This window comes from Hahella sp. NBU794, from assembly GCF_050749805.1.
Classification (GTDB): Bacteria; Pseudomonadota; Gammaproteobacteria; order Pseudomonadales; family Oleiphilaceae; genus Hahella.
On the sequence record NZ_CP192738.1, the window covers coordinates 674,857 to 697,187 of the forward strand.

General features: G+C 54.4%; 21 protein-coding genes. 12 read left to right on the top strand and 9 right to left on the bottom strand.

The window, feature by feature from the left end:
* The first annotated feature begins 102 nt into the window (after positions 1 to 102).
* The 8 genes from ACQYWX_RS03040 (at position 103) to ACQYWX_RS03075 (ending at position 10,029) form a co-directional block, all read left to right on the top strand.
* On the top strand, positions 103 to 2,379 hold the full coding sequence (locus ACQYWX_RS03040) for an ABC transporter permease subunit (RefSeq protein ID WP_431687838.1): 2,277 nt from the start codon (positions 103 to 105) through the stop codon (positions 2,377 to 2,379).
* 64 nt (positions 2,380 to 2,443) lie between these two features.
* Positions 2,444 to 4,108, top strand: coding sequence for a phosphate ABC transporter permease PstA (gene pstA, locus ACQYWX_RS03045; protein ID WP_279503995.1), 1,665 nt, complete (start codon positions 2,444 to 2,446; stop codon positions 4,106 to 4,108).
* Between the two features lie 54 nt (positions 4,109 to 4,162).
* Positions 4,163 to 5,035 (top strand): phosphate ABC transporter ATP-binding protein PstB, encoded by an 873-nt coding sequence (pstB, locus tag ACQYWX_RS03050; protein WP_431689493.1) that lies wholly within the window; start codon positions 4,163 to 4,165, stop codon positions 5,033 to 5,035.
* 38 nt (positions 5,036 to 5,073) lie between these two features.
* Positions 5,074 to 5,793, top strand: a complete 720-nt coding sequence (phoU, locus tag ACQYWX_RS03055) for a phosphate signaling complex protein PhoU (RefSeq protein ID WP_127968322.1) — start codon at positions 5,074 to 5,076, stop codon at positions 5,791 to 5,793.
* Positions 5,794 to 5,890: 97 nt separating this feature from the next.
* Positions 5,891 to 6,283 carry a gamma-glutamylcyclotransferase family protein gene (locus ACQYWX_RS03060; protein ID WP_431687839.1) on the top strand — a complete coding sequence of 131 codons (393 nt, stop codon included), beginning with the start codon at positions 5,891 to 5,893 and terminating at the stop codon, positions 6,281 to 6,283.
* A 126-nt stretch (positions 6,284 to 6,409) separates the two neighbouring features.
* Positions 6,410 to 7,237, top strand: a complete 828-nt coding sequence (locus tag ACQYWX_RS03065; RefSeq protein WP_431687840.1) for a DUF2059 domain-containing protein — start codon at positions 6,410 to 6,412, stop codon at positions 7,235 to 7,237.
* Between the two features lie 435 nt (positions 7,238 to 7,672).
* Positions 7,673 to 9,040 carry a sodium:proton antiporter NhaD gene (nhaD, locus tag ACQYWX_RS03070; RefSeq protein WP_216739379.1) on the top strand — a complete coding sequence of 456 codons (1,368 nt, stop codon included), beginning with the start codon at positions 7,673 to 7,675 and terminating at the stop codon, positions 9,038 to 9,040.
* Positions 9,041 to 9,141: 101 nt separating this feature from the next.
* Positions 9,142 to 10,029 (top strand): alpha/beta hydrolase family protein, encoded by an 888-nt coding sequence (locus tag ACQYWX_RS03075; RefSeq protein ID WP_431687842.1) that lies wholly within the window; start codon positions 9,142 to 9,144, stop codon positions 10,027 to 10,029.
* A 44-nt stretch (positions 10,030 to 10,073) separates the two neighbouring features.
* Here ACQYWX_RS03075 and ACQYWX_RS03080 read toward each other — a convergent pair whose 3' ends face one another.
* The 6 genes from ACQYWX_RS03080 to ACQYWX_RS03105 form a co-directional block, all read right to left on the bottom strand.
* Positions 10,074 to 10,436, bottom strand: coding sequence for a histidine triad nucleotide-binding protein (locus tag ACQYWX_RS03080; RefSeq protein ID WP_216739377.1), 363 nt, complete (start codon positions 10,434 to 10,436; stop codon positions 10,074 to 10,076).
* 53 nt (positions 10,437 to 10,489) lie between these two features.
* Complete coding sequence (locus tag ACQYWX_RS03085) at positions 10,490 to 11,773, bottom strand: FAD-dependent monooxygenase (protein ID WP_431687844.1); 1,284 nt, start codon at positions 11,771 to 11,773, stop codon at positions 10,490 to 10,492.
* Positions 11,774 to 11,876: 103 nt separating this feature from the next.
* Positions 11,877 to 12,794: a substrate-binding periplasmic protein gene (locus tag ACQYWX_RS03090; protein WP_431687845.1), complete on the bottom strand. Its 918-nt coding sequence runs from the start codon at positions 12,792 to 12,794 to the stop codon at positions 11,877 to 11,879.
* Positions 12,715 to 13,242, bottom strand: coding sequence for an aminoacyl-tRNA deacylase (locus ACQYWX_RS03095; protein WP_127968330.1), 528 nt, complete (start codon positions 13,240 to 13,242; stop codon positions 12,715 to 12,717). The genes ACQYWX_RS03090 and ACQYWX_RS03095 overlap by 80 nt, the downstream gene beginning before the upstream one ends.
* Before the next feature lie 170 nt (positions 13,243 to 13,412).
* Complete coding sequence (locus ACQYWX_RS03100; protein WP_216739374.1) at positions 13,413 to 14,699, bottom strand: OmpA family protein; 1,287 nt, start codon at positions 14,697 to 14,699, stop codon at positions 13,413 to 13,415.
* 77 nt (positions 14,700 to 14,776) lie between these two features.
* On the bottom strand, positions 14,777 to 15,595 hold the full coding sequence (locus ACQYWX_RS03105) for a mechanosensitive ion channel family protein (protein ID WP_216739373.1): 819 nt from the start codon (positions 15,593 to 15,595) through the stop codon (positions 14,777 to 14,779).
* Between the two features lie 363 nt (positions 15,596 to 15,958).
* On the opposite strand from ACQYWX_RS03105, the gene ACQYWX_RS03110 reads away from it, so the two are divergent.
* Complete coding sequence (locus ACQYWX_RS03110; protein ID WP_431687846.1) at positions 15,959 to 16,633, top strand: class I SAM-dependent methyltransferase; 675 nt, start codon at positions 15,959 to 15,961, stop codon at positions 16,631 to 16,633.
* Positions 16,634 to 17,109: 476 nt separating this feature from the next.
* On the opposite strand, the gene ACQYWX_RS03115 is transcribed toward ACQYWX_RS03110, so the two are convergent.
* The gene (locus tag ACQYWX_RS03115) at positions 17,110 to 17,508 is read right to left on the bottom strand and encodes a VanZ family protein (protein ID WP_431687847.1); all 399 of its coding nucleotides are present in this window, start codon (positions 17,506 to 17,508) and stop codon (positions 17,110 to 17,112) included.
* A 27-nt stretch (positions 17,509 to 17,535) separates the two neighbouring features.
* Here ACQYWX_RS03115 and ACQYWX_RS03120 point away from each other — a divergent pair, with 27 nt between their 5' ends.
* The 3 genes from ACQYWX_RS03120 (at position 17,536) to ACQYWX_RS03130 (ending at position 20,171) form a co-directional block, all read left to right on the top strand.
* Positions 17,536 to 18,351 (top strand): DUF2971 domain-containing protein, encoded by an 816-nt coding sequence (locus ACQYWX_RS03120; protein WP_216739370.1) that lies wholly within the window; start codon positions 17,536 to 17,538, stop codon positions 18,349 to 18,351.
* A gap of 52 nt (positions 18,352 to 18,403) precedes the next feature.
* Positions 18,404 to 19,177: a sulfate transporter CysZ gene (cysZ, locus tag ACQYWX_RS03125; protein WP_431687848.1), complete on the top strand. Its 774-nt coding sequence runs from the start codon at positions 18,404 to 18,406 to the stop codon at positions 19,175 to 19,177.
* Between the two features lie 115 nt (positions 19,178 to 19,292).
* Positions 19,293 to 20,171 (top strand): response regulator, encoded by an 879-nt coding sequence (locus ACQYWX_RS03130; protein ID WP_279504020.1) that lies wholly within the window; start codon positions 19,293 to 19,295, stop codon positions 20,169 to 20,171.
* A 6-nt stretch (positions 20,172 to 20,177) separates the two neighbouring features.
* Here the strand turns inward: ACQYWX_RS03130 and phoR are convergent, their stop codons facing one another.
* Both phoR and phoB read right to left on the bottom strand, forming a co-directional pair.
* Complete coding sequence (phoR, locus tag ACQYWX_RS03135; RefSeq protein WP_431687849.1) at positions 20,178 to 21,506, bottom strand: phosphate regulon sensor histidine kinase PhoR; 1,329 nt, start codon at positions 21,504 to 21,506, stop codon at positions 20,178 to 20,180.
* Between the two features lie 56 nt (positions 21,507 to 21,562).
* Positions 21,563 to 22,255 (bottom strand): phosphate regulon transcriptional regulator PhoB, encoded by a 693-nt coding sequence (phoB, locus tag ACQYWX_RS03140; RefSeq protein ID WP_011394745.1) that lies wholly within the window; start codon positions 22,253 to 22,255, stop codon positions 21,563 to 21,565.
* Positions 22,256 to 22,331: the final 76 nt, after the last annotated feature.

A 22,331-nucleotide genomic window follows, 5' to 3' on the forward strand; every position in this document is an offset into this window, starting at 1 on the left:
CTTTAATGAAGATTCCGCCAGCGACAAATGTGACAGGGTTGTAACATAACTGTCACATTATGCCGCTATCGTTTGCGCATCTTTTAATATTGGGATTTCACTATGAATGAGGCGGTATCTGTCAAAGCTCCGGAGATAGACTTCAATACCCCCCAGCTCAAGCGCCACCGCAATATCAGAACCCTGAAAGACAAAATGGCGAAAGGGTTTATCGCCGCTGGCGGTGTGAGCGTCATTGTTGCAGTCACCCTGATCTTCTTTTACTTACTGTATGAAGTGGCGCCGATTTTTGAATCCGCGTCCGTAGACGCCGTCGCCAGTTATGACGTTCCCGGCGAAAAGGGGGCAACCCTGCTATTGGGCATGGAAGAGCAGGCCGAGAAGGGGCTGCGTCTGGACGATAATGGCAATGTCACTTTCTTCAATTTGAAAGACGGCTCCGTCGATTCCGCGACCCGTCTGCCTATTCCTGATAGTGCGTCCTTGACTGGCGTCAACGAAGGCGCGCCGGGCTCCAACACTGTGGTGGCCGGCGTGAGTGACGGCAGCGTCGTTATTTTCAAACACACCTATAACATCACCTGGCCCAACAATGTTCGGGTAATCACGCCATCGCTGGAGTTCCCCTATGGCGAATCTCCTATGGCGCTTGATCCATCCGGTGCGGCGCTGACCCATGTGGCGGTGCGTGACAATAATGATTATCTGCTGGTCGTCGGCTCCAATGAGTCGAACAAGCTGTTCGCCAGCTTTTACGAGAAGGAAGCGAACTTTCTGACTGGCGATGTGACGCTGGAAGAATCCTCCGTCACCATGCCCTCAGTGAATGGCGATATCGTTTCCATTCAGATCAGCCCAGACACCCGTTGGCTGTATGTCGCGACCAAGAGCGGCAAGCTGGATATGTACGACATCTCCAACAAGCAGTCGCCGGATTTGATCGCTCGCGTTGACGCTGTCGCGTCAGGCTCCCAGATCACTGACATGAGCTTTCTGCTGGGCGGCTATTCTTTGTTGATCGCTAACAACCGTGGCGAAATTCGTCAGTGGTTCCCTGTTCGCGATGCTGAAAACCAGTATCACCTGCAGCATGTGCGCAGCTTCCAGGCGGGTAATGCGGCTATCGCCAAGATCGCAGTGGAGCCAAGACGTAAAGGCTTTTTGATTGCTACCACTCAGGGCGAAGCGGCGATTTTTAACACCACTGCCGAACGCAATCTGTTGCAGGAGCAGGTTGTCGATGGCGACGTCAAACACTTGGCGATTGCGCCCAGAGCCAATTTCATGCTGCTGCAATCGCAGGATGACCGCCTGCATTTCTGGAGTATCGACAACGAACACCCGGATGTGTCCTGGTCCGCGCTATGGAGCAAAGTCTGGTATGAAGGCTACTCCGAACCTGATTATGTCTGGCAGTCCTCCGCCGCCAGTAATGACTTTGAACCCAAATACAGCCTGACGCCTCTGGTGTTCGGCACGATCAAAGCGGCGTTCTACGCCATGTTGATCGCAATTCCTCTGGCGATTTGCGGCGCCTTGTATACCGCTCATTTCATGTCGCCGACCCTGCGTCGGAAAGTGAAGCCGGCGATTGAGCTGATGGAAGCGTTGCCGACGGTTATCCTTGGCTTCCTGGCGGGCTTGTTTTTCGCTCCATTCATGGAGTCTCACATGCCAGGCGTATTCACGCTGCTGGTGCTGACCCCGATCGCGATTCTTGTGTTCAGTTTTGCATGGGCGAATATGCCGCAGTCCGTGCGCCTGATGGTGCCAGAAGGCTGGGAGCCGTTGTTGTTGCTGCCGGTTATCTGCTTCATCGGCTGGCTAAGCTTCGCTATCAGTCCTGCTGTAGAAGTGGCGTTGTTCGATGGCAATATGCCCCATTGGCTGAAAGAAACGGTTGGTTTGGATTATGACCAGCGCAACGCGCTTGTGGTCGGCGCGGCGATGGGCTTTGCGGTGATCCCAACCATATTCTCCATCACCGAAGACGCGGTGTTCAGCGTGCCGAAGCATCTGACCTACGGATCTCTGGCGCTGGGCGCTACGCCTTGGCAAACCATGATTCGCGTAGTGTTGCCGACCGCCAGCCCCGGTATTTTCTCCGCGCTGATGATCGGTCTGGGGCGCGCTGTCGGTGAGACCATGATCGTACTGATGGCGACAGGCAACACGCCGATTATGGATATGAATATCTTTGAGGGCATGCGCACGCTGGCCGCTAACATTGCGGTGGAAATGCCGGAGTCCGAAGTTGGCAGCTCCCACTTCCGGATCTTGTTCCTGGCGGCGTTCGTGTTGTTCCTGTTCACCTTCCTGGTGAACACCGTGGCTGAATTCGTGCGCCAGCGTCTGCGGGCCAAGTACAGCGTGATCTAAGATCGCGCTGAGTCATGCAAGTCCGATGGGCAGTAAAGAAATCTGAGAGAATCGAGAGAACAGAATGCGCGTTTCACTGAAAACCTGGTTTAACAAAGGCGATCCCTGGATCTGGATTAACGCCGGCGCTGTATCAATCAGTCTGGTGATGGTGTTCGGTCTGCTGTTGCTGATTGGCGTGCGCGGCTTGGCCCACTTTTGGCCTCACAGCCTGATGGAAACCGATTATCTGGGCGAGAACGATAAAACCACGCTGTTGATTGGTGAGATCGTCGAAACAGAAGAAGTGCCGGCGGAGCAATTGCACGCCGCGGGTGTGCAGGTGCCGCCGGGCGTAGATTATATGCGCCGGGATCTGATCAAGACCGGCAACCGTGATGTGCTCGGCTCCGACTTCCGTTGGGTGCTGGCGGACCGTATGCGCGACGTACGCTACCCCAAAGAGTTGATGACGCTGGAGCGTCGCGAATGGGGTAATTTTTACGGCTATCTGGTGTCCGTCAAAGAAGACGGCTCGGTAGTGGCCTCAGGCTCTGGCGCCTGGGATGAGTTACAGACCCGCATCGATCGCGCCTTGTCGCTGCACGACCGTATCTATGACATTGAGAAGCAGCAGATTGGTAAGGTGAACTACACGCTGGAGCGTCTGCGTCTGAAGGAACGTCGTCTTGAGCTGGATGGCCGCAAGACGCCGGAAGCCATGGCGGAGATTGAAGCCGAGCGCGCTGAACAGCACGCCACCTATGAAGTGCTGCAAAAGGATCTGAACGAGCTGTATCAGGAAATCAAACGCGACGCTTTGGTGGCGCGTGCGATGAACGGTAAAGAGCTGGAAATCCCTTTGTCCAAAGTAGTGCGCGCCTTCCAGCCGAACCAAATGGGGCTGGGAGATAAAATCGGATTCTATTTCGCCAAAATCTGGGAGTTCATCAGTGATGACCCGCGCGAGGCGAACACCGAAGGCGGTATTTTCCCCGCTATCTACGGTACGGTGCTGATGGTGGTCATCATGTCCGTACTGGTGACGCCTCTGGGCGTGATCGCAGCGGTTTATCTGAGAGAGTATGCGCATCAGGGCGCCTTGACGCGAATTATCCGCATTGCGGTGAATAATCTGGCGGGCGTGCCCTCTATCGTATATGGCGTGTTTGGTCTGGGCTTCTTCATTTATTTTATTGGTAGCGGCATTGACGAGCATTTCTTTCCAGAAGCGCTGCCGTCGCCGACTTTTGGCGCTCCCGGATTATTGTGGGCCTCTATCACCCTGGCTATTTTGACCCTGCCTGTGGTGATCGTCGCTACTGAAGAAGGCCTGGCGCGTATTCCCCGCTCGATTCGTGAGGGAAGCCTGGCGCTGGGCGCGACCAAGGCCGAGACGTTGTGGCGGGTTGTGCTGCCGATGGCCAGTCCTGCGATGATGACGGGCGTGATCCTGGCGATTGCGCGCGCCGCCGGGGAAGTGGCTCCTTTGATGCTGGTAGGGGTGGTCAAACTGGCCCCGTCGTTGCCCTTGGATGGCAATTATCCCTACCTGCATTTGGATCAAAAATTTATGCACCTGGGCTTCCATATCTATGACGTTGGCTTCCAAAGCCCGAACGTAGAGGCGGCGCGCCCACTGGTTTATGCGACGGCCCTGTTGCTGGTGGCGGTGATCGCATTGCTTAACCTGAGTGCGGTGGCGATTCGTAACCGCCTGCGTGAAAAGTACAAAGCCCTTGAGATGTAACCTGAGCCGGATGACGCCCCGAAGCCGGTGGGGAGGACTATAATGAGTGAAACTATGACCAATCAGAACGTAGTGAACGAAGAGCAGCCATTCAACGAATCCAAACACCGTTCTCACGGTATCGACATTAGCGCGATCGAGCGCTCGATGGAGGATTTGTCGATCGACAATGAGACGATCGCCCTGGAGGTGAACAAGCTCAAGCTGTTCTACGGCGAGAAAGAAGCGTTGCATGGCATTGATATGCGCATTCCGCAAAAGCGGGTGACAGCGTTTATCGGTCCGTCAGGTTGTGGTAAGTCCACCCTGCTGCGTTGCTTTAACCGCATGAATGATCTGGTTGACGGGTGTCGTATTGACGGGCAGATTCTGCTGGAAAAAGAAGATATCTACCGTAAGGGCGTGGACGTGGCGGAGTTACGCCGACGCGTAGGCATGGTGTTCCAGAAGCCGAACCCATTCCCCAAGACTATCTATGAGAACGTGGCGTACGGGCTCAGAATCCAGGGCATCAACAAGAAGCGTATTCTGGATGAAACCGTGGAGTGGGCGCTCAAGTCCGCGGCATTGTGGGATGAAGTGAAAGACCGTCTGAATGACAGCGCTTTGGGTCTGTCTGGCGGTCAGCAGCAGCGTCTGGTTATCGCCCGCACTGTGGCGGTGAAACCGGAAGTGCTCTTGCTTGACGAACCTGCATCGGCTCTTGACCCGCTATCGACGCTCAAGATCGAAGAGCTGATCCATGAGCTGAAAAACGATTACACCATTGTCATCGTCACCCACAATATGCAGCAGGCGGCGCGAGTATCGGACTATACTGCGTTCATGTACATGGGCGATCTGATTGAATTCGGCAGCACTAACCAGCTGTTCACCAATCCGTCCTGCAAGCAGACAGAAGATTATATTACCGGGCGTTACGGGTAACAGTTTTCCCCGGCGGAAATTAGTAATAGGAAGCATATATGGCGAACTCAGACGTTCATTTGCAGCATATTTCTCAACAGTTCAATGTGGATTTGCGGGAGCTTCGGAACCATGTCCTGGTGATGGGCGGCCTGGTGGAAAAGCAGGTGGCGGACGCAGTTGAGGCGTTGGTGCGCGGGGATTCAGAACTGGCCGAGATGGTGCGCCAGAATGACAATGACGTCGATAAACTGGAAATAACCATCGATGAAGAGTGCACCCGGGTAATCGCCAAGCGTCAGCCGACGGCGAGCGATCTGCGTTTGGTGGTGGCGATTGCGAAAATGGTTAACGACCTGGAGCGCATCGGCGACGAGTCGGAGAAAATCGCCAAGAACGCGCTGCAATTGCTGGAAGAAGGCGAAGCGCCGCGCGGCTACGTGGAAGTGCGTCATATCGGCAGTCATGTTGGAAAAATGGTGCATGACGCTCTGGACGCTTTCGCCCGATTCGATCTGGATCTGGCTTTCGAGGTTATGAAAGAAGACAAGTCAGTGGATATCGAATACAAAACTGCGATGCGTTCACTGGTGACGTTCATGATGGAAGATCCGCGCAGTATCTCCCGTATCCTCAGCGTCATGTGGGTGTTGCGCGCGCTGGAGCGCATTGGCGACCACGCCAGAAACATCTGCGAGCACGTAATTTTTATGGTGAAAGGCAAGGATGTGCGCCACGCTTCTCTGGAGAAGACAGAGAAGCTTATTGAGAGATCCTGATCTTTTTTCGGCGACTCATTTTATGGTAAAACGCAGCTTCGGCTGCGTTTTTTGCGTTTAGGCCGCGGTTTCAACCACTGTTATCAGGATTTGTGCATTGTCTACGCCGCTTTTTTGTTATGGCACGCTGCGTCATCCTCATGTGATGCAACGGCTGTTGGGATGGGCGCCCGAAGCCTCCGCCGCCAGATTGCCGGGATATCGATGTCTGCAGGTTGTCGGGAAGGCCTATCCTGGTCTCTGGCGCGATCGTGGCGCTATTTGTCCCGGTCACCTCTACCATGGTCTGACTCAACATGACATTGCCCGCCTTGATCATTATGAAGGCGATGATTATGTGCGCCGTTACGCCATAGTCAGGACACCGGGAGGCGGCCGCCTGACTGCTTGGATTTACCTTTATCGCCGGCCTGAGAAACTGACCACCCGTATCTGGCGTTACGAAACCTTTCTAAGGGACAGTCTGGTTAACTATCTTAGTGAATTGTAGGTTTTTGTAATATAAGCCGGTTTTCCAAAGCGCTGAAAATTTAGACAACTATACTGGAAGACAGGCGAACGGATTCATGCCGCTCGCCATGTCTTCCTGTTGTCGTTGTTTTTGGGATGCACTCATATGAAGTTGTTCCGCGCTATTTTCTGTCTGCTGTCCGCTATTCTACTCTCCACTCCTGTTTTCGCCGTCAAATCGGACACTTCGTTGTCCGCAAATTTGCTGGCTCAGACCGGTGTGGATGAATTGCTGTCGCGCTACCCGGATATGATAAAAACCGGGATTCGCGCCAACATCCGTCGCACTGGCGCGTCGGAAGATCTGATGGATCTGTTTGAGCGGGTGGTGGATGGCGCTTATCAGGCGGACGACCTGCAAAGTCAGGTGGAGAGACGCCTGGAGCAACAGCTGTCGCCAGCGGAAATGCGCCATGTCTTGCAGTGGTATCGCTCGCCCATCGGCCAGAAAATCGTGGCGGCGGAACTCAACGCCATGAGTTCGGAGGAGTATGCCGAGGCGCAGAAAAGAATGGAGCGCCTGAGTGAGGAAAACAAAGGCGGTGAGCGGGAGCATCTGTTTTCCGCCTATGATCGCGCCACCCTGGCGACGGACTCCATGCTGGATAATACCGTCACTATTCAACTGGCGATGGCCGCCGCTATTACTTCGGTGGTGAAAGGTCCTGAGCTGCCTTCGTACCATGAGCTTAAAAGAGTCATTGAAGAGCGTCGCTTTTCCATGCGCGGCATGGTGGGGCAGCAGGTTTATCTGAATTATCTCTATACCTATCGGGATGTGCCGCTTGCAGACATGAAGGGTTACATTGCATTCGCGCGCACTGACGCGGGAGCGCGTTTTGTGGAAGTGTTAAAGACGGCGTTGTTTGATGTGTTGCAAGAGCGCTCAGAGGTGCTGGGCGAACGGCTGAATCAGTTGGCTGGGGCGCAGTAACCGCTTTGGCTCTTTGGCTGGCGAGTGGCGTTAAACGCCTAACCTGAAAGATAAGTTGCCCGCGGGTCGGGAGGAGGGAGAGATGACCCGCGGGCGACCACCCTGTCGAAACTGGATGGAGCGCCGGATGGCGTTGCAACATCACCGAGCCCATTGAGTTCAGTCCTGCCGCTAATCCGCCAGCGCTGTGCGGAACTGTAACCAATTCCCTCCGCATCAGGGTTGACGCATATCAACAACCTCAGCGTTTTATCCGGATTATCCTTAGGGCTATCAATACCTAAGAGACTTAAGCGTAATTGCGCAAAGTGATTCCAGCCCATAGAATCTCAACGTTTTTCATTATGTTCTGCGTCTGCAGGCGATGGTTTGTAGTAAATCGTTGACAGGGGCGCTCAATAAAAATAACCGAGAACTAAAGTACGGATTAGCTGAATGAAAAAACTGCAACTTCTGCTGGGCGGTCTGCTGTGCGCGGCTGGCCCTGTTTACGCCTCTGAAGGCGGCATGCTCGTTCTAGACGCCACCGACTCACCCAAGGCGATACTCGCCGTCATCCTTTTTATCGTCGCTTATATCGCCGTCATGGCGGAAGAAGTGTTGCATTTAAGGAAATCCAAGCCGGTCATTTTCGCCGCTGGATTGATCTGGGTGTTGGTGGCGAGCGTCGCTCAGGACATGGGGCGCAGCAATGACGATATCCACGGCGCCGTCGCTCACAACCTGCTGGAATACGGCGCTTTATTTCTATTTCTCTTGGTGGCGATGACTTTCATCAATGCGATGGAGGAGCGCCATGTATTCGAGTCCTTACGCTCTTATCTGGTTCACAAAGGTATGAGCTATCGCAAGCTGTTCTGGGTTACCGGATGGCTGGCTTTTTTCATTTCGCCGGTGGCGGATAACCTGACCACCGCTTTGCTGATGGGCGCGGTGATCATGGCGGTGGGAGGCAAAGACACCAAGTTTGTTTCCCTGTCGATGATTAATGTGGTGGTGGGCGCCAACGCAGGCGGGGCGTTCAGTCCTTTTGGGGACATTACGACCTTGATGGTGTGGGCGTCCAAGAAAGTGCAGTTTGAAGAGTTCTTTGAGCTGTTCATTCCCTCTGTGCTGAACTTTGTGACGCCTGCGCTGATTATGAATTTCTTCCTGCCCAATGGCGTTCCAACAGGACATGGGGGACTGGTGCCTATCAAACGCGGCGGCTTGCGCATCTGTATTTTGTTCTTGTTGACCATTGCGACGGCGGTCTGCTTTGAGCGCTTTTTCCACTTGCCGCCGTTTCTCGGCATGATGACCGGTATGTCCGTGCTCATGTTCTTTGCGTATTTTCTGCGTAAAACCGGAACCGTCGAAGACGATATTCAGTTTGATATATTCCGCAGAGTGGCGCGTGCGGAGTGGGACACGCTGCTGTTCTTCTTCGGCGTGATTTTCTGCGTAGGCGGCCTGGCGACGCTGGGCTTCCTGCAGATGATGTCTCATGGCATGTATGACAACTGGGGGCCAACGATCGCCAATATCGTGGCGGGCACCATCTCGGCGGTTGTGGATAATATTCCGGTGATGTTTGCGATTATATCGATGGAGCCGGACATGGACGTCAGCCAGTGGCTGTTGATTACGCTCACCGCCGGCGTTGGCGGCAGCCTGCTGTCCATTGGGTCGGCTGCCGGGGTGGCGTTGATGGGGCAGTCGAAAGGCAGCTACACTTTCCTGTCGCACCTGAAGTGGTCCTGGGCCATTTTTATCGGCTACGGCGTATCTATCGCCGCACATTTGGCCATCAACGGAACCTGAGTCGGCGTTCAGGGAAGATCCGGTTGAAGTGAAACCGGGTCTTCACGTTTCTTGCTTATCAATGTTAGCATGGAACACATTGACGCCAGAGAGCCTTCGCCATGTCCCCTGAAATCCTTCCTGTCATTAGTCCGGACCAAGTGCGTTCCACGCTGTCGCTCTATCGCACGGAAGATGCGTTGGCGCCAGTGGTCGTCTGCATGCCCGCCATGGGCGTCCGCGCCAGTTTTTATTCGCCCTTGGCGGAGGCGATAGCCGCACGCGGCGTTCACTGCGTGACGGCGGATCTGCGCGGACATGGCAGTAGCTCAGTGCGCGCCTCCCGGCGCACCAACTTCGGCTACTACGAGATGATCCAATACGACTGGCCGGCCGTGCTGGACTGTGTGAGGCTGCATCTGCCGGATTCGCCGATCTGGCTGCTTGGCCACAGTCTGGGCGGACAATTAAGCTCTCTTTACATGGCGGAGCAGCCGGGATCTGTCGCAGGGCTTATTTTGCTGGCTTCCTGTAATGTCTACTACAAAGGATACGCCAAACCTTTGCGGACTCTCGCCGGTACGCAGTTGCTGCGTGGTATCAGCGAGATCTGGGGATATATGCCGGGGGATCGTATCGGTTTCGCGGGGCGGGAGGCGCGTCGCCTGATTCGTGATTGGGCGCGCAACGCCCGCACTGGCGACTACTACCCGGAGCGAAGCCCGATAAATTATGAGCGTCTGCTGGAGGCGGTCACCAAGCCTGTGCTGGCGATTTCCTTCGAGTCCGATGAACTGGCTCCGGCTGAAGCCGTGGCGAACCTGTATCGCAAAATGCCTTCTGCGGAGGTAACGCACTGGCGTCTGACGGACGCTGATTTCGGCGGCGCCTGTGTAGGACACTTCAATTGGATCAAGCATTCAGAGAGTCTGGCGCAACGTGTAGGCGACTGGCTGGAACGCAGCGCTCTGCAATCTGAGTCGCCTTTGGCGGTCTCGGAAGGGGGTTGAAAGGGTAAGCTCACTTACCCTGTCTATCGTCTAAAAAGGCAAGCCTAGACTTTGAGTTTGTCCGTATAAGGCGGCCAACCCAGAGGTTTCCCCGCCAGAACGTGAAGGTGGATATGGAAAACCGTCTGTCCTGCGTTTTCGTTGCAGTTCATCACTACACGGTAGCCGTCATCGGCGAACCCTTTTTCTTGGGCGATTTTAGCTGCGGCGATATACAAGTGGCCCACTAACTCACGATCTTGTTCTTCAATATCGTTGATGGTGGCGATGGGCTTTTTGGGAATGACCAGGAAATGCACTGGCGCTTGAGGGTTGATGTCGTTGAACGCCAGACAGAACTCATCCTCGTAGATAATGTCGGCGGGGATTTCCCGTTTGATGATTTTGCTGAAAATCGTTTCAGACATGGTCTTGCATCCTTTGGCTGCGTTTACGGTGTGGTTATGTTTTGCTGCGACAGTCAGCGCGTCAACGGACGTTCCGTCTGTGCGCCATTCAGTCCCATGGCGTAGGCGATGACTTTGCGTTTCGCCGGTCCTAACAGGCCCGCAAGCCCGAGTCCCAGGTTGCGCGCCAGTTTCACCGGGGCGAGGTTGTTGCTGAAGGCGTAATAAAATCCATCCATCAGCGTCATCATTTTAAGATTCTCTCCTCGGCGCAGTCGCTCATATTGACGCAGAGTCTGCAGATCGCCGATGCTCAGTCCTCGCTCTGCGGCTTGTTGAATCACCTCCGCCAGGGCGGCGGCGTCCTGAAACCCGAGGTTAACTCCCTGTCCCGCCAGGGGATTAATTGTATGCGCGGCGTCGCCCGCCAGCGCGACGCCCTGAGCTACATAGTGTTGAGCGTGTCGTTTCACGAGCGGAAATGAGCCTTTGCCGAGTACTTGGCGTAGTTCCGGCAACTGACGGGGAAACTCTTTGCGCAGGGCGCGGATAAATTCGTCCTGAGAGAGTTGTTGTAACGCCTTTAATTTGGCGGGCTGGTCGTACCAGACCAATGAGGCGTAGGCGACGCCGTCCATGGCGCACAAGGGTAGGAACGCCAGTGGCCCATTAGGTCGGAATGCCTGCCAGGTAATATTTTGAGGCTCGCCGGCGATGGCGACGCTAACCACTAGCGCATGCTGTTCATAGGCGTCGCTGAGCAACCCGAGCTGCGCCTGCTCCCGAACCAAGGAAGAGCCGCCATCGGCGCCGACTATTAAGCGTCCGCTCAGCAGGGTTTTATCATCCAGCATGACTTCAGGCGACGATGCGCGAAAGTTGATGGCGTGAATGCGCCGGCCGCTGATCAAGGTTACGTTTTCCGCCTGCTCGACCACACGCAGCAGCGCCAATTGAATGACCCGGTTTTCAACGATGTGACCAAGATGAGAGTGGCCAACCTGGCGGGAGTCGAACTCTGTTTTGTTGACCACCGACGACAACCGCTCGCCGAAAGGATTGCCCAGTTTCTCCCACACCGCCAGACGTTGGTAGGGATGGGCGCGCATACGCAGAGCGTGCTCCCAGGCGCCAATCTGGGTGAGAAACTGCTCGCTGGCGAAATTAATCGCGGATACGCGCAGGTCCGGAGTTTCGTCTGGGTTGAAGGGAGCGGGCAGCTCTCTCTCTATCACCGCCGTTTTTAACGACGTGTTCTTTAACGCTGCGGCGATAGCTGCGCCGACCATGCCTCCGCCGACGATGATGACGTCGTAATCAGGAGCGTCGCTGAGCTGGGAAGAAGCCTTGTCTGTCATAGTAATGTCAATAGGTTCCGGACGGCGGCTGGATAAGCCGGGAGCCTAATGATAGAGGAAGAGGGAAGGAGACTGCAAAACCTCGGCGCAGGCTTCTGGGGCCTTATTCGTCCGCCATGGAAGGCGGCGTGCGGGTAAGGATATCCAGAGGGCTCTCCGCTATGCCGTAGCGACGATAGATGGTCGCGACCCAACCGCTTTGCAGAAGCTCAGCCAGAGCGGCGTTGAAGTCGGCGACGATGGTCTCGGCGTTGTCCAGGTTACGACGAACCCCCATATGCAGAGGGCGGTACACCAGGGGGAGAGGCAATATCTTCAGGTGCTCGCTAAGCCGGTCATCATGGTTGATGAGGCTATGCAGAATCCTGACATCCTCTACGGTCAGATCCAGACGCCCGACAGCGGTCATATTGAGGGCGCTTTCCGTGGTATTAACGGTGATTTTGTTGAGCGATGTTGAGAAGTCAAATGGACTCCAAAAGCGGGCGCCTTGGCGTACGCCGATGCGGGCGTTGGTGAGGTCGCTGAGGCGCGATGGTTTGAATGTGCTCTCTGTCGGCGCGGCGAAACCAATGACGTTGACGTAATAAGGGGATGAAAAGACAAAGGCTTCTTCTCTTTCCAGCGTCCACCAGAGCCCGATCATGACATCGACTTCTTTGAATTCCGCTGCGCGCAATAGTCGAGGCCAGGGCAAAATCTTTATCTGTACCGGGTAGCCGGCTTTATTGAAGGCGGACTCCACGATTTCCGTGGCCAGGCCACGGTGGATCTGATCTTCATCCAGGTAAGGCGGCCAGGGAGGGCCGCCCAGGATCAGCGTGGGCTTCTCCGCGCTGGCGAAGCCCGCGTGCAGCCATAACGCCGCCAGCATAAGCGACAGATATTTGTATATCGGCAACGCTGCCGGTCTATGCTGGCGAATATTGACTGCTCCGGGGTCAGGCGTGCCTGTGGGCGCGTTTACGGCCTTGCCGCACCCGCTGTAGCGGCGGGCTGTTGGGCTGAACGAACCCTTCATTCATGATTAGCGGCCGCGCTAAGTCGACATAGGCGCTCATGGACATGCGCAGTATTTCGCTGTGAGTGCCTGCGCTGAAGGCGATCTCTTCGTTATTGCGCAGATGCTCGTCCATATAGACGGACATGCCGTACAGATTGCCGAAAGGGGGGATGGCGCCGACTTCGCATTCCGCAAAATGGTCTTTGAAGTCCTCTTCGTCCGCCAACTCTATGAAATCCGTACCCATCGCGCGCATGAACCGGTCCCAACGAATACGCGATGTCGCGGGCATAACCGCCATCGCGAACTTGCCGTCCATCATGACAATCACGGTTTTTGCGAGCATCTTCCCGCAGATATGCGCGGATTGAGCGATCTCCTGAGCGGTATAAGCCGGGGAATGCTGTATCGACACATATCGGACTTGATGTCCATCGAGGAAGTTCTTCAAAGATTGTACAGGCATAAGCCACCTCCAGCCTGGATAAGAAACATTCGCTCTTAATAATTAAGATAGCCTATTAAGTTGCGATTGCAGCAAATAGCGGGGCTGAAAGTTGGGAACTGGGTAACGGTTGGGAAAATAAAAAGGGGAACCTGAGTTCCCCTTGCTTGGATTATCTGGCGAATCAGCTGTTATTGATTGGTTTTAACGGTCGCTTCTACGACTGCGACAACGCGACGGTTGGCGCTACGGCCTTCTGCGGTGTTGTTATCGCCAATCGGACGGGCTTCGCCGTAACCGACGCTGGAGATTCTCTCGCCAGCAATGCCGAAACGCTCAACGACCATCTGACGCACGGCGCTGGCGCGCTTCTCAGACAGCTTCTGGTTGTAGGCGTCTTGCCCGCGATCGTCAGTGTGTCCTTCAACAACCGCTTTCGTGTCTGGATACTGGCGCATGAACTCAGCCAGTTTCTCTACTTCTGACACAAACTCCTCTGGAATAGCCGCTGAGTTAGTGGGGAACGTGACGTTCATGGTAATTGTGACCGTCTCGCTTAACTGAATACGGCAGCCGCGGTTGTCCACTTTAGCGCCATAGGGCGTGTCAGGGCATGCGTCCAGACCGTCGGTGATGCCGTCACGGTCGGTGTCCAGAGGGCAGCCTCTGCTGTCCACTTTCGCCGCTGCCGGAGAGTTCGGGCACTGGTCTTTTTCGTTCGGTACGCCGTCTGCGTCATCGTCGCCGACAACTGGGCAGCCTGTGGCGTCAACGCGCGCGCCGGCTTTGGTGTTGGGGCACTGATCTTTGTCATCGGTCACGCCATCACCGTCCGCATCGCCAATCACCTCACATCCGCGAACGTCGACTTTAGCACCGTAAGGCGTGCCAGGGCAGGCGTCTTCGTCGTCATATACGCCGTCTCTGTCGCTATCCTTAGGAGCAGGCGCGGCGGAGGCGAACATGTAAGTGAAGCCCAGGTTCAGCATGGCGTCTTTGGTTTCGTCTTCATCGCCATACACGCCGCGGGCGTCAAAGCGTACGTCCATAGATTCGCTGATGGCGTGCTTGATACCGGCGCCCAGATTGTATTGGGTTTCCTCGTCTCTGCCGCCTTCATCGTATTTAAAGGCGTAGTTGCCGACGCCGCCGACTAGATATGGACGCCAGGCTTCGCCCGGGCTGAAGTGATATAGGGCGTCTAGGCGATAAAAGATGCCATTGAGGTAACCCGTGTTGTGTTTTCTTTCGAGGTCTGCGCCACCGAAGAGAACCTCTGCGGAAATGGCTGGCGTGAAGTTATAACCCAGGCCTGCAGCAAGGTTCGGATCGTCTTCAATTTGACGCTCATGGTCGAAGAATGTGTAGCCGAGCAGGCCGGTGAAATACGCACCTTTTTCGCGACCGTCGGCAAGCGCCGGCTGCGCGGATGCAATAGCGCCCATAAGTAAAATAGATGGGAGTAGTTTTGCTTTCATTGCCACCTCTTTGTGTAATCTATTCCCGAACCTGCCGGCTCGGGGGAACTTTCCAAAAATAAAAGGGATTAAGGGATTTATTGAGTTTCTTGATAAATGTGGACATCCCTTTGGGGGAACGGAATGGTGACGCCTTCTTCGTCGAAGCGCTTCTTCACGTTCTCATGCATGTCGAAGTACAGCGGCCAGTAATCCGCAGTGACGACCCAGGGGCGTACGGCGAGATTAACGGAGCTGTCCGCCAGCGCCATGACGGCGATCACGGGGGCTGGATCTTTCAACACGCGTGAATCGGCTTCCAGCATGGATTTAATTATATTTTTAGCTTTGTCGATGTCGTCGCCGTAGCTGATGCCGAATACCATGTCCACACGTCTGGTTGCTTCCGCTGCGATATTGATCAGGGGATTATTCGCCAGATTGGAGTTGGGAATAATGACCCGGCGGTTATCCGGCGTCATTACGACCGTGGTGAATATCTGGATTTCCCTGACTGTGCCGATGTAGCCGGCTCCATCTATCACGTCGCCGACTTTGAAAGGCTTGAACACCAGGATCATGATGCCGCTGGCGAAGTTCGACAGGTTGCCCTGCAGAGCCAAGCCAACAGCCAGACCGGCGGCGCCTAAGACGGCGATAAAGGAAGTCGTTTCAATGCCCACCATTTGCGCAACGCTGACCAGCAGCAACGCCTTGAGACCTACTGACGCAATGCTGTGCACGAACTTGGTGAGTGTGGGATCAAACTTCTTCTGCAGGCGGTCATCTGTGAACTTGAGCGCTCTGTTGATCAGCCACATACCTACTATGAGAGTAATGATGGCGAGCAACAATTGCGGCGCGTACTCCATCACCAGTTCGACGCCCTTATCTAAATACTGATCTAGGTTCTCCATTGAAGACTCCTTAGCGGTTTTAGTTCTTATGCGTCAGCGCCCGCCACCTGGCATGGGTGGGGTTGGGTATTGCATTGCAAAGGATGACGGCGAGCGCGCGGACATTGAAGCCAGACAGCGCTAGTCTAGCAGAAGCCGCCGCGCTGCCAAGCGCTTTTACGCGCAGAATCCTGGAGTTAGCCGCGCAATAAGTGCATTTCCGTAGGTGTGACGAAAATCTGACGCAAATTCCAAGCTAGAGTCTACGAAAAGTTTTCATAACCGGATTCCCTTGATTTGGCGCTATTTGTGACATAATGGCCGCTATTTTCTGGAATTTTCGTCTTATTCGATAATTTACGTTCAGTAGTGGATGAACCTCTCATGTCGGACTTATTACTGCCTTTGCTGCAGCGCACGTTGCCTCGCAGCGCGCTGCGGGTGGCTGCACCGCCGCTTATTCCTGAAATCCGTCTGTATCTATTCGACCCTGCGGTGATGGAAGGACCGCTCTCCCATGATGAGGCTCAAGCTGTCGTCGCTGAACCGGCCTACTGGAGTTTTTGCTGGGCCAGTGGGCAGGTGTTGGCGCGATATATTCTGGATCACCCTGAGCTGGTGGCGGGCAAAACGGTGTGGGACATCGGAGCGGGGTCCGGCGTGGTGGCGATTGCCGCAGCGCTGGCGGGAGCCTCCGCCGTCATGGCCTGTGACCTGGATTTGGCGGCGCAAGTGGCGGCGGCGGAGAATGCGGTGTTGAATGGCGTGCAGGTGAGGGTGTGTGAGACGCTGCCGTCTGCCGACAAGCCTGATGTGATCACGGCGGCGGATGTTCTCTATGATCGAGACAACCTGCAATGGTTGCCGGAGTGGCGGGATAAAGCGTCGAAAGTGCTGTTAGCGGATTCGCGGGTGCGTAATCTGTCGGCGCCTGGATATGAGTTAAAGAAGACTGCGTCTGGCAGAACGTTTCCGGATCTCAATGAATTTGAAGAGTTTAATGAGGTGAGAATTTACGAGAGCGGGCGCCATATCCCAGGCGAAAAAAAAGGCGACTAATCAGGTCGCCTCATTTGGAATAGGTTTTGGATTCCGATCCGCCGTTCCTTGGTAAAGCGCCATCCTATGCGCCAACTTTATCCTGTTTTTATTCCTGGATTAACTCCAAAAATTCCCTCAAGCATCAATCCTTATCCTTGCTTCCCTTCGCTTCCTGCGAAGAAACCATCCTGGCTGGATTCCATTTCCTTGTCTGCCTTGACGGTTGTAAATATACCTCGGGCCGAATGACCTTTTTGTGACAATCTTCAAGAGCGAGTGCGCCGCTTAACTCAGGCTGTTTTGGAAAGGTTATATAAAACAACGTATTACGAAATGTCTCAGCAAGTAAATCCGTAATGATTACAGTAACTTCCGCTAATTTCCTACGGCTTTGTGAGATATTTCGCACAAGATTTCAGGTCAATGTCTTACTACTAATACATTAGTGCATTTTCTGTAGAAGCCTGCTTACCGGGGAAATCCGGTGGGCGGTTTCAGTAGGAGGCTTTGGGTGGGCGGGCGGAGACGACCAGCCAGTTCGCCAGGGACACGCCAATCGCAATGCCGATAGTATTAGCCACAATATCTCCAAGGCTGCCGTCCCGGTAGGGAATCAAGCTTTGCAGGCCTTCAATGAGCAGGCCGTAGCAAGTCATGGCGATAAAAACATGAACGACCCGGCTATTGCGGTGACTCCACATGGCCATACCGCTCATTACGGCGAAAGAAAATGCATGCCGTATTTTATCGTTCACTGTTCCCAGTGGCGTGTACTCGTTGGGAGTGAGGGCAATGACCAGCCCCACCACCATCAATACGTAGAAGGCGACACGGGTGGACCAATGTCCTCCAAGAACGATCAAGCTTTTATATAATTGAGACAAACTGAACATGGGAAAGCGCTTCCTGGGCATCAAAACATGAAATTATATCTGTACGCCGACAAGCTGAGCATTACCATCTTGAGAGAGGGCAAATTGCCTTTACATGGGCTGGCCGGCTTGCACGATCCGTTTCTGAGTCCAGAACTTCCTTTAGCGGTCGCTCCGGTTAGGGATATCACTCAAGCGGAGTTCGTGGCGGAAGTAAAGCGGCAATATGACGCGCTTCCAGAGGATCTGAGCAGTCTGGTCACCTTCGAGTATTATCTGCAGCAGGCCAAGCATAAACGCAAAGAAATAGAAGCCATATTATTGCAGGGTGTCGCGAGCGATCCTTTGTTTCTCAGCCCTCGTTTTATGCTGTCGTTGGGGGTGCTTGGTCTGTTTGAATCTGTTGAAAGTATTGCGCTGTGGCGGTTTCAGGGGGATCGCCATCGAGGTGTCGCGCTGGAGATAGATCCTGATAAGGCGGGACTAATGGACGGGCACTATCAAGACAGCCCGCAAACATTCAAAAAAGTCGAATATTGTGACGAGCGGCCGCAGACTGGCGCATTCGGCTTCAGTCCTTTGTTTCAGCGCTCCACTGAGTTTTCTGGAGAGGGGGAATGGCGCTTGTTGCGCCCTCTGGATACGGGACAAAAGCAAATACATTGGGATGGTGAGGCATTGTCCCTTTGTAAGTTTCCCTCCAACGCCATATCTGCGATCATGTTCGGCTGCGCCGTGGACCCTGAACTGCGAGATGCGTTGACGCAATTGCTTCAGGTGGATATGCGCTACCGTCAATTGCGGACATTTCAAATGAAAATGAGCGCGTCCCGGTTTCGCCTTAGCGCGGAGCCTTTAAATTGAGTGCTACGGCGGCTCTCACTAATTTTTTGTATGAGGCAGAAAGGAAAAGAGCGTGAAATTATTCGCTAAAGGTTTTAACGACCTGCTGGAAGGGTTTCGCCTGATTCAGCATCCCAAGCTGCGGGTCTTTGTCATTATCCCTTTGATTATCAATATATTGGTCTTTATCGGCTTCATCTGGGGCATGAGCGCTTACTTCTCCGGCTGGGTGGACGCCATGGTCAGCTGGCTACCAGACTGGCTGTCTTTCTTGCGCTGGTTGGTATGGCTGGTTTTCGCCATTCTGGTGGGCGTTCTGGTGTTTTACACCTTTGTGTTTGTCGCCACACTGGTTGGCGCTCCCTTCTACGGTTTGTTGGCGGAGCAGACGCAGAAGTTGCTGACTGGAAAAGAGGTGGATGAAGACACCCCTTGGAAGCAAGTGATCATGAATATTCCCGCCAGTGTTTGGCGAGAGATAAAGAAGTTTCTTTATTATCTTCCTCGTGCGCTTGGGTTGTTTTTGCTCAGCTTCATCCCTGTAGTGAACTTGGTGTCGCCGTTGCTATGGGCGGTATTCTCCTCCTGGATCATGGCGCTTGAGTTTGTGGATTATCCTGCGGATAACAACAAGCGCAAAATTGATGATGTGATTCGTTTCATGCGCGAGCGTCGCAGCCGGACGTTGGGCTTTGGCTTAGGCGTTTGGGGCAGCACTTTGATTCCTATCGTGAATTTGGTGTCCATGCAGGCGGCGGTCGCCGGCGGCGTTAAATTCTGGCTGGAGGAGCACGGTCAGTTACCCAAAGCAAACCCCGCTTCTGGCGCAGGAGTAACGGTGAGGTAATCCTGCTGTGGCGGCGTGGTCGTTACGCCGCCGCTTAAGTACTGAATAAAGTGGGAATTTTGCCAGACAGTGCTAGCCTTATAGTTATGTGATTAACGGAAAGTGTAGCTCTGACATGGCTTTAAAGGTGTTGGTGGTTGATGACGCGAGTTTCGTCCGGGATATGGTCAAGCGGGCGATGCGAACCTATTTTCCTCAGGTGACGGTGGAAGAAGCCATCAACGGGAAAAAAGCGCAGATCCTGATGAATAAGACGCACTATGATCTCATCCTGTGCGACTGGGAAATGCCGGAAATGTCAGGACTGGAGTTGTTGCAGTGGGCGCGTGGACAAGACGCCTACAAGAAAACGCCCTTCGTTATGGTGACCAGCCGGGGGGATCGTGGCCATGTAGTGGAAGCGGTGCAGAGCGGCGTTTCCGATTATCTGGGCAAACCCTTCAGTCCTGAAATGCTGGCGCAGAAAGTGAACAAGCAATTGGCCGCCAAACTTAAACGCGCTGCTGGCGAAAAGTCCTCTTCGGCCCGTCCGGGCTCTGATTCCGCTTCCGTATTGATGCAGGCGTCTGACAGCGCCAAGCAGGCTTCGGCTCCAGCTGCGACGCCAGGCCCGTTTGCTGACAGTGCGGCCCTGTTGACTGGCGGCGCCACTGCGCCCAAAAAATCAGCGCCGGACCCAACCTCTGGCAAGAAAGCGCTGGCGCAGATTCGCTTTGCTGAGTTCAACCTGCCCTGTGTGATCAAGGCTATTACTTTGACTGAAGTGAAAGTGATCGCCAAACGGGGGCAGAAGTTTCCGATGATTCTTGATCCCGCCGTGGTTGATATAGAAGTCGACGATGGCGAAACTCTGGAGCGGATCAACGGCTACGTGCACATGCTGCAGGCGGTGGAGAAGCGGGTGGACACGGACTTTATCAGCATCGTTATTCGGTTTGTGGATGAAGACCCGGATAAGATGGCGTCGCTGTCCAAGTTTATCGCCAAATTCTAACCCTGTTTAATCTCTGACATCCTCGGCTTCCGCCAATGCTTCCGCAGAAGCCATGCGACTGCGAGGGAAGTGGCAGGTGAAGGTGCTGCCTGCGCCGATGTGGCTGGTGATTTCCAGCTCGCCATCATGGTTGATCAGGACATGTTTGACGATCGCCAGTCCCAACCCTGTGCCGCCAGTGTCCGCGGCGCGAGAGGGGTCAGCCCGGTAAAAGCGCTCCGTCAGTCTGGGAATATGCAGGGGATCGATGCCAATGCCGCTGTCCCTTACGGCGAAATGCACGCCTTTCTTATCCTCGAACCAGCGCACCCGAATCTCACCATTGGGAGGCGTGTATTTCACTGCGTTCATAACGATATTGGAAAAAGCGCTGTGTAATTGCGTTTCGTTGCCAGTAAGTCCAGCGCCGCTCTCCAGATTCAGCTCTATGCGGTGGCCTTTTTCCTGGCTCAGGGCGCGAGCGTCGTCGCAGATAGCGCGCAGCATGCTGTCGACATCCACCAATGTGGCTTTGAAGTTGGAGCCGTCATTCTCTATGCGGGAAAGCAGCAGTAAATCATTGACCAGGGCTTCCATACGCTGCGCTTGTTGCTGCATCTGATTCAAGGCGCGATTCCAGCGCGGCGGCAGCTCATCTGCGTTGTCGATGAGGGTCTCCAGATAGCCGGATATGACCGTCAATGGCGTACGCAGCTCATGGGATACGTTAGAAACGAAGTCCCGTCGCATCTCTTCCAGACGATATAGCCGCGTCACGTCCTGCACCAGTAGCAGGCGGTCGTCTTCTCCGAACAGCGTGATATGAAACTGTAACTTCAAGTTGGGATTATTGGGGGCGTTGAGGATCAACGGTTCCTGGTATTTCTTGGAGGTGAAGTAGCGCTTGAAAATGGGCGTGCGGATCAGGTTGTAAATCAACTGGCCCCGGTCGGTCGGATACTTGAAGCCCAGTAGTTTCTCTGCGGATTGGTTCCACCAGTCCATGGCGCCTTCGCTATTAGTCATGACGACGGCGTCTTTAAGGGCGTTGGTGGACTCCTGGATGCGGTCGATCATGGCTTGCAGTCGATCGCGGGAGCGGTAGTGCTGAACCTGGAGACGATGAATACCGTCGAACAGATCTCCCCATAAGCCACGGCTCTCGGGAGGGTCTTCCATTTTCGCCTGATACAGCCAGCGGTGCATGCGAAACGCCTGGGTGAGCGTCCATCCCAGATAGGCGGTGAGGCCGAACACCAGCGCCCAAGCTACTGAACCGATAATAAGGCCGACAACGATACAGCCCAGCAAACTGTAAACCAGTAGCCGTACATAATGACGCCAGTGATTGCGCATGCGTTTTATGAATACTTCTTTTGGAATTATTTATTTTTTAAGACGGATCGCGGCGCTTATGGCGCTCGGGTCGAAAAGCGATAGCCCGTCCCACGCACGGTTTGAACCAGATGATGATGACTGGGCTCCAGCGCTTTGCGTAAACGTCGAATATGCACGTCCACCGTGCGTTCTTCCACGTAGACGTTGCCGCCCCATACCTGATCCAAAAGCTGCCCGCGAGTATACACCCGTTCTTGATGCGTCATAAAGAACTGCAGGAGCTTGTATTCCGTGGGGCCCATGTTGAGCGCATCGCCCTTGGCGGTGACGCGGTGGCACACTGGATCGAGGCGCAGTCCTTCGACTTCAATGGGGGTTTCCATGCCTTGTACGGCGGTGCGGCGCAGCACCGCTTTCAGACGCGCGACCAGTTCTCTGGGAGAGAATGGTTTGGTGATGTAATCGTCTGCGCCCACTTCCAAGCCCTGGACTTTGTTGTCCTCTTCGGTTTTGGCTGTGAGCATGATGAGAGGGATTTCCGAGGTGTTTTGATCGCGCTTCAGTCTGCGTGCGAATTCAATGCCGCTGACGCCGGGAAGCATCCAGTCCAGCAGTATAAGATCAGGCTTCTGATCAATGATCAACGCATGCGCTTCCCGCGCGTCCCCTGCCTCCAGGTAGTCATAGTCAGCCATTTCCAGAGCGACTGCGATCATTTCCCGGATGGCGGGCTCATCGTCCACAATGAGAACTTGTTTGCTTGCCATGCAAAACACCTTTTTGAATACTCGATTGCCGAATTATTACAACGGCGTTTTGTTACAAGTATATGACAGGCGCTTA